Source organism: Vicinamibacteria bacterium (assembly GCA_035620555.1).
Classification (GTDB): Bacteria; Acidobacteriota; Vicinamibacteria; order Marinacidobacterales; family SMYC01; genus DASPGQ01.
Map to the genome: position 1 here is coordinate 1 of DASPGQ010000300.1, position 7,618 is coordinate 7,618.

Genomic DNA, 7,618 nt, shown 5'->3' on the forward strand with positions numbered 1-7,618 from the left:
GGCGGGCTTCAGATACGCCTCAGTCCCGAGGCGTCCGCCCGTCTCGGGCCTCGGGCCGGGTCCGACGTCGACGCGCTCGCCGAGTATTGGCGTGGGCGCGCGTTGCTCGAGCATTCCGACCGTCCGGAAGACGTCGAGGCAGCCGTATCCGCGTTCGAGGCGGCCCTTGTGAAGGACGCCGACCTGGCCGAGGCGCAGGCCGGTCTGGGTGAGGCCTTTTGGGGTCTGTACAGTCGAACCGGAGAGCCGGCTTGGGTCGACCGGGCTATCCAGGCCAGCGAGCGGGCGCTGGCGCTCGCGCCCTCCCAGCAGAGGGTTTGGCTAACCCTGGCCCTCGTACACAACGGCACCGGACGAGCGGACCTCGCACTCGAGGATCTCAGGCGCGCGATTTCGCTCCAGCCGAACGGGGACGACGCGTACCGATTGATGGGAGGCGTCCTGAGTGAACTCGGGAGGATGGAGGAGGCGCTTCAGGCCTACGACCAGGCTATCGAGCGCCGGCCCGGATACTGGAGAAACCACCAACGGCGCGGAATCCTCCTCCTGCGCATGGGTCGCTACGACGAGGCGAACCAAGCCTTCGAGACCGTCACCCAGCTACAGCCGGACAGCACGTCGGGCTACCAGGCGCTCGGGACCCTGCTCCAAATCACGGGCGATTTGGAGGGCGCGCGGCAGAACTACGAGAAGGCGCTGCAAATCGCACCGACCGCCGGGTCGTACTCGAACCTCGGCACCATCCACTACTGGGACGGCAGATTCGAGGATGCGGCGGAGGCCTACCGGCATGCCATCGAGCTGTTTCCGCGGAGCGCCTTGTATCACCGAAATCTCGGTGACACCTATACCCGAATGGGACAGATGCATAGCGCCAAGGCATCCTATGGGACGGCCGTCTCGCTCCTGGAGCAGGATCTGGAGGTCAATCCGAAGGATGTCGTCGCGCTCACGGATCTCGCGGTGTGCATGATGAAGATCGGTCAGCTCGGCCGCGCGGAGCAACACATCCACGAGGCGCTCGCGCTCGCGCCCGACGACGGAGACGTGCTCTACGCTCAGTCGGTCGTTGCCGCGCTCGCAGGACGGGCCGAGGAGGCGCTCCCCCTACTGCGACGTGCCGTCGAGAACGGCGTGAGCTTTTACCTGGTGGAGCGCGACGACGACCTCGCGAGCGTCCGCAGCCTTCCCGGCTACGAAGCCTGGCTGCGTTCGTCCTCCTCGCCTAATCGTCAGGGACACCGGCGTTGAGCCCGGCCCTCGACGATCTTTGTAGCGGAAGCAGGGAATCAGAGCCCGGCCCCGGAGGCTGGTCTAAGCGGTCTCTCCCGCTTCGATTGCGCGCAGCATCGTTACATCGACGACGAGCTTCCGCCCGCTCGAGCGCAGAGCGCCCCGCCGGCGAAAATCCGACAGGGTGAGGCTTACCATCTCGCGGCTGGCCCCGATCCAATTGGCGAGATCCTGCTGGCTCAAGGCGACGTCGAGCAAGGTGCCGCCGGCCGCTTCGGGGAGTCCGTAGCGTTCGGCAAGGCAGAGGAGTCGGCGCGCGAGACGCAAGGGAACCCTCTCGAAGACTTGCGTGAGGAGCCTTCGCTCGATCTCGATTCGTCTACGGCCGATGAGACGTGCGATCGATAGGCCCAGAGTTGGTTTTCGCGCGACGATGCGCTCCATGGAAAGCGGAGAAACGGTCTCGACACGGCTATCGGTTATCCCCTCCACGTAGGTGGATGACTCCATGGTCTCGTCACCCACGAGTGACATCTCGCCGAACACGTCCCCGGCGTCGACGAGGTCCAGCAGAATTACCCGCCCTCCATCCGAGAACCTCAGCAGCTTGGCGCGGCCTTCGATCAGCAGATGAAGTCCGCTGAGGGCTCCTTCCTGCAAGGAGAACAGGCGACGTCTCGGAAGTCGCACCCGTCTGGCAGGCAGACCGAAGGCGTCGAGCGACTCGCGTATCTCGCTCACGAGGGAGAGCGACCGTTTGACGTCTATCGCCACAGCAGTTCCCAGCATCATCCACTCCTTCGTCGGGTGGCATGGTGCAAATGTGATGCCAGGACAGGCAGTCACTAACCCTTTGAACAGAAAAGGGTTGACTGATGTCGCTTCGTGATCGCGGCTTCGCGTTTACCGGATCTTGGAGGCTCGTCAAACGTTCGTAAACCGCTCCCGCGCGATGCGGTAGCAGGCATAGACGAAAAGCCACGGATCCACGAGATAGTCCCAGAGGTTCTCCGACGCTCCGAGCTCGAGTCCGAACGACAGCACGGCGGCGACGACCGCGGCCAGCAGAAGTTTCTTCCCGGCAACGAACGCGGAGGCGGTGAGCAAAGCCAGTCCGACCAGCATCACCGGCGCACCGGAGAACCCCAGATCGTAGGGGTCATAGGGACCGAGACCGAGCGCCATCGGATAGAGGAACGACGAGGCGGCGATCACAGTCCAGTAGAGAACCCGCAGCTCTTCCCGCGTCGTTAGCTCGCGCCAGACATACCTCGTGAAGAGAGTCGCTGCCGCCAGCAGCAAGGTCGTGGTGCTCAATCCCGCGATCATCGTGCGAGGGCGTGCCGCCACGCACCCCGAAAGCGCACATGCTCGATTCGCTTCCGGTCCCATGTGTACAGGAGGTGGAGCTCCCCAATGCGCGATTCCAGGAGCCAGGGATAAGCAAGCCTCGGTGCGCCGCCGTCACTCCTTGAGGGTGGCTCGACTTCGAACACGATCCGAAACGTCCGTCCACCGTCCCCCGAGAGCGCGAGCTTCAAATTCCTTCGATCCACCTCGCTGTCGTTGAAGGCGACGAGGACCTGTTTTTCACCGGACCGCAGGGCGAAAATCCCGGCATCGGGGTTCGCGAGCGTAGTTGGCTCGGGTGAAGTAAAGCTCACGCCAGCGTCGGAGCTCCTTGCCGAGAACACGCGGGCCAGCCGCGCATGGCTCTGGCGAAAGAGCGCGACGGCGTCGCTCGACGTCAACGGTACGACCACGGGTTGATAGAGCGATCGTCCCCACGACAGACGGGTCTTCGACACGATCCGTCCATCCGGATCCAAGCGGAGCAGCTCCCCGAATTTGCCGATGAGCTCGTGGTAAACCGGAACGCCCATCGTCCCGTCTCGATACAGAAACGCGGCCCCGCGAACGAGGGTGCCAAGGTTGAGAAAAGGTGAGGTGACCAACCGGCGGGCGCGAGACCAGCTTGCGCCCTCGTCGTCCGACACCTTGTAGTTGATTGCGCTTCCCGACCAACCTCCCACGCTCACGCTCACGAAGAAAAGCCACAGGCGCCCGTTCCCGTCGCGGGTCACCATCGGGTTGCCGAGTTTGCGGATATAGCGCCCGAGCTCTCTGCCCGCCGACCTGCGGCTGACCAGTACCTCATCGGCGCTCCAACGGCCCGTCTGCGGCTCGAAAACGGCCGTGTAGATCGATACATCCTTGGCTCCCTCGCGGCTCCCACCGTACCAGAACGCGCGAATACGCCCCGACGCGAGCTCCACCGCCGTGGCGGCGTGGACCTCCGGAGTGGATCCCGAGGAGGCCGTGTAGTTGTCGAGGGCAACGGTCCCGACCGAAACGGGTCCCGTGGTGTCGTCGATCCGAAACTCGGCGGGCGGCCTCGGGCGCACCCGGCTGAAAGCGAGCACGAACGCGAACACCACGAAGGACAACCAGAGGCCCTTGGCCCATGCATTCTTCATCGCCGTGCGAAGTATATCCAGAAGGCTTTGCCGGTCGGAGCCGGTGCGGTGTTCTGGCCTGCAGAGCCGTTGGCCCCTGAGCCCCGCAGTTGCGGGAAACGGGCTACAACCACGCCCGGCGGAAGTCCCACGGCGTCGATCACAGAAGCTCCGACGCGCATCCAGGAGAATCGAGCGCATGGAACGCGAGATCGATTTGATTCGCGAGCTCAGCGAGCTCACCGTGGCCAAAATCCACAGGGGCGGTACGCTTCCCCGCGCTTCCGAGCGGCGCTTCTCGGATCTGAAGACGTTCTACGAGGAGCTCATGATGCGGCGGGAGTCACAGCGAGTCCCTTCGTCGGAGCGTTACGACGTCGAAGAGATCCGGGCGCTCCTGCCGCGCCGGTTTGCGCTGCGAGTCCCGCTCCGGATGAGCCTGTTCTTCTGCCACGATGACACCTACGCGCCCGCTCAATCGGCCAACCTGAGCCACGGCGGATTGTTCGTCGGATCGGATGTCACCGTCGATCCCGGCGCTCGGCTCACGTTGTATATGCCGAACCTCGGTCGCGGCTTCGAGCACCTGTTCGAAACTCCCGCCGACGTCGTCTGGTCTCAGAAGTCGAGAGCGCTTCCGTGGCGCGGCATGGGTTGCCGGTTTCGGGATCTTCAGGAGATCGCCGAGGTACAGCTCGACGATTGCATCACCGGGTTTCTGCGGGACCGTCTCTCTCGGAGCAGCCCTGCTGTGATTCGGCCGAGCTGGATCGACGCGCGTCACCTAACGGTCTGAATCAGCCCTCGCCGGTCTCGGACGCTGGCGGCACGGTGACGACACCGTACTCTCGCGATTCCGGGCGAACCCTGGCGGCGAGCAAAGAGACGAGGAACACCACGACCCCCGCGACCTCGAACGGCACCCCGGGGCCGAATCGTCCGAAAGCGGCGCCGGCCCAAATCGGTCCGAAGATGCGTGCCAGACCTCCGAACGCCTGCTGGACGCCCATCACCTGGCCGAGCTCGCTCTTCTGGCAGCGTTGACTGAGCAGCGCGCTCGTGGCGGGAAACAGAAGCGCGGTGCCGATGGGCATCAAGAGCATGACGGGGACGAACAGGGCGACATTGTTCGGCAACGGCAGGCAGAACAGGCCGACGGCGAGAAGGAGCGCTCCGGCTCGCATCAGTCGGACTTCCCCGAAGCGCATGACCAGACTCCCCAGCACTCCGGCCCGCATGAAAACCGACACCGCGCCGAGAAGCGGGAAGATATAGCCGATATTCGACTCGTCGATGGCGAATCGATGCATGAGATAGAGGGCGAGAACCGCCGTCATCGAGCTGAACGCCGTCATCGCCACGGCGTAGATCACGATGAGCTCCGACGTCTCGCGCCCGGGGTGACGAACCGTCTCCCAGAACATCGCTCGGATAGGCCTTCTTCGGCCCGTCCCAGCATCTCCATCGGTCGTGCGCGACTCTGGAAGCAAGAAGAAGGCGAACACGAGGTTCAGCAGACAGAGACTCGCCGCGAGCAGGCCGGGAATACGGGCACCGAAGACCCACACGGCCGAACCGAGTGCCGGCCCAATCATGACCCCCGAGTTGGTCGCCGCCGAGAGCCATCCGAGCGCCTTGGCCCGGTCCTGGGGCGGCACCGAGTCTCCCACGTAGGCCTGCATGACCCCGGTCGTTCCACCGCTCGCCCCCTGGACGATCCGGCACAGAAAGAGCATCCCGATCGAGTCGGCGTAGGCGAAAATGAAAAAGGCAAGCGCGGAGCCAAAAAGACTCACCAGAAGCGCCGGTCTCCTGCCGAGCCGATCGGACATTCGGCCCCAGAGCGGCGAGGCGGCCACCTGCGCCACGGAGAACGAGGCCACCATCAGGCCGATCAGCGCGGCATCGGCATCGAGCCGAACGGCGTAGATCGGCAGCAGGGGGAAAACCATCGCGTAACCGAGCATGTCGAGGAAGGCGTTCAGAAACAGGACCCAGAGTTTTCGCAGGCTCAGCCGTTCCTCCCCGCGGACGCGAATCCGTCGCCGTCAGTATCTCACCTCCTTCTTGACCGACGCACCTGGCTTTTGTTAGCTTTGAGCCCTGATTCAGGGCGATTAACTCAGCGGGAGAGTGCTACCTTCACACGGTAGAAGTCGCAGGTTCAAATCCTGCATCGCCCACCATTTGGGCGGAACCGGCTCACACGGGAGCGAAATCCGTCAGTTCCTTGAACGCCTGATAACGCTCGTACACCTCTTCGCGGGTCAACCTCTGGAGTCTCGCGGTCCCCAGGTCCTCCACCGAGAACGAGCCGAGAACGCTCCCGAAAATAATGGCTTGACGCACGACTCGATCGGTGAGCTCGGTGTGGGTGGCGAGGTATCCCATGAGCCCCCCGGCGAAGCTGTCCCCCGCGCCCGTTGGGTCGACGACGGTCTCGAGCGGATACGACACGGTGGCGAAGCGCTCCTCTTCCCGGAAACAGAGCACCCCGTGCTCGCCACGCTTGACGACGACGGTACCCGGACCCATGGCGCGAATCTTGGCAGCGGCTTTCACGAGGTTGTGCTCGTCGCCCAATTGCCGCGCCTCTTCGTCGTTGATCACGAGGAGGTCGATTCCTTCGAGCATCGTGCGAAGCTCGGCGGGCGTCCTCTCGATCCAATAGTTCATCGTGTCGGCACCGATGAGCAAGGGCTCGCGTATCTGCTCCATCACGCTCAGCTGGAGCGACGGGTGGATGTTCGCCAGAAAGACGAGCGACGACTGCTCGAAGTGCCGGGGAATATCCGGCCGAAAGGTCTCGAATACCCCGAGCTCGGTATAGAGCGTCTCCCGCTTCGAGAGATCGTCACTGTACTTCCCTCCCCAGCGAAAGGTCTTCCCTTTGCTGGTCACGAGCCCGGCGAGATCGATCGACCGTCCCTCGAAGACGCTTCGCTCGGTGTCGGTGAAGTCGTCTCCGACCACCGCTACCACGTTGACGTCGGTAAAGAACGAGGCCGAGAGCGCGAAGTAGGTGGCCGCCCCTCCCAGAACATCCTTCCCCACTTTCGTCGGGGTTTGGAGATCGTCGAAGGCGACGGATCCGACGACGAGTATCGACACCTTTCTCGCTCGGGGAGCTAATCGATGTACTTGCCGATGAGCGGCGCCAGATCGCGCTTGATGTGCTCGGGGATGAAATCGCGCTGAGTGATGATCGAGGTCGCGAGCGCGTTCGCGTGCGGCGACGGCTCGGTGAGGTCCAACCGGGCGATGGTTCGAGTGATGATCTGACGGGCCGCTTCCGCGTTCTTGAAGAGGTTCTCGATCACCTGCTCGACCGTGACCGAGGCGTGGCTCACGTGCCAGCAATCATAATCGGTCACGAGCGCGAGGGTCGCGTAGCTCATTTCGGCTTCACGAGCCAGTTTGGCCTCCTGGAGGTTCGTCATCCCGATGATGTGCCCTCCCCAGGAGCGGTAGAGCTCCGACTCCGCCAGCGTCGAGAACTGAGGGCCTTCGATGCAAACGTAGATCCCGCCTCGGTGCATCCGTGCCCCCGCCTCGATACCGGCTTCATGAACCAGGTTCGACAGCCGTTGGCAAAACGGTCGCGAGAACTCCACGTGTGCCGCGATCCCGTTTCCGAAGAAAGTCGACACCCGCCCGCGCGTCCGGTCGATGAACTGGTCGGGCACGACCACGTCGAGGGGGTGAATGTCTTCTCTGAGAGAGCCGACGGCACTTGCCGAGAGGACGTGCTCGACGCCGAGCAACTTGAATCCGAAAAGGTTGGCGCGGAAATTCAGCTCGCTCGGCAGGAGGCGATGGCCCTCGCCGTGCCGCGCGAGAAATGCCACCGGCTTGCCCTCGAGCTGGCCCAAGACGTAAGGAGCCGACGGTTTTCCAAAGGGGGTCTCGAGCTCGACCGTCTCGACGTC

At 63.7% G+C, this 7,618-nt stretch carries 8 protein-coding genes and 1 tRNA gene; 3 read left to right on the top strand and 6 right to left on the bottom strand.

Annotated features, from left to right (window positions below; all coding sequences use genetic code 11):
* The coding region (locus VEK15_12170; GenBank protein HXV61446.1) for a tetratricopeptide repeat protein at positions 1–1,251 on the top strand (1,251 nt) is incomplete at its 5' end.
* A gap of 63 nt (positions 1,252–1,314) precedes the next feature.
* On the opposite strand, the gene VEK15_12175 is transcribed toward VEK15_12170, so the two are convergent.
* From VEK15_12175 to VEK15_12185, 3 genes are all read right to left on the bottom strand, one after another.
* Positions 1,315–2,025: a Crp/Fnr family transcriptional regulator gene (locus VEK15_12175; GenBank protein ID HXV61447.1), complete on the bottom strand. Its 711-nt coding sequence runs from the start codon at positions 2,023–2,025 to the stop codon at positions 1,315–1,317.
* A 132-nt stretch (positions 2,026–2,157) separates the two neighbouring features.
* Positions 2,158–2,550: a hypothetical protein gene (locus tag VEK15_12180; GenBank protein HXV61448.1), complete on the bottom strand. Its 393-nt coding sequence runs from the start codon at positions 2,548–2,550 to the stop codon at positions 2,158–2,160.
* Positions 2,551–2,558: 8 nt separating this feature from the next.
* On the bottom strand, positions 2,559–3,710 hold the full coding sequence (locus VEK15_12185; GenBank protein ID HXV61449.1) for a sialidase family protein: 1,152 nt from the start codon (positions 3,708–3,710) through the stop codon (positions 2,559–2,561).
* 178 nt (positions 3,711–3,888) lie between these two features.
* On the opposite strand from VEK15_12185, the gene VEK15_12190 reads away from it, so the two are divergent.
* Positions 3,889–4,485 (top strand): PilZ domain-containing protein, encoded by a 597-nt coding sequence (locus VEK15_12190; GenBank protein ID HXV61450.1) that lies wholly within the window; start codon positions 3,889–3,891, stop codon positions 4,483–4,485.
* A gap of 1 nt (position 4,486) precedes the next feature.
* Here the strand turns inward: VEK15_12190 and VEK15_12195 are convergent, their stop codons facing one another.
* On the bottom strand, positions 4,487–5,728 hold the full coding sequence (locus tag VEK15_12195; protein ID HXV61451.1) for an MFS transporter: 1,242 nt from the start codon (positions 5,726–5,728) through the stop codon (positions 4,487–4,489).
* A gap of 72 nt (positions 5,729–5,800) precedes the next feature.
* Between VEK15_12195 and VEK15_12200 the strand changes: the two genes are divergently transcribed.
* A tRNA-Val gene (locus VEK15_12200) sits at positions 5,801–5,875 on the top strand.
* Positions 5,876–5,891: 16 nt separating this feature from the next.
* Here VEK15_12200 and VEK15_12205 read toward each other — a convergent pair.
* Both VEK15_12205 and mtnP read right to left on the bottom strand, forming a co-directional pair.
* Entirely contained in the window at positions 5,892–6,800 is a 909-nt protein-coding gene (locus VEK15_12205) for a PfkB family carbohydrate kinase (protein ID HXV61452.1), read from the bottom strand.
* A gap of 17 nt (positions 6,801–6,817) precedes the next feature.
* A partial coding sequence (gene mtnP, locus VEK15_12210) for an S-methyl-5'-thioadenosine phosphorylase (GenBank protein ID HXV61453.1) occupies positions 6,818–7,618 on the bottom strand: 801 nt, incomplete at its 5' end.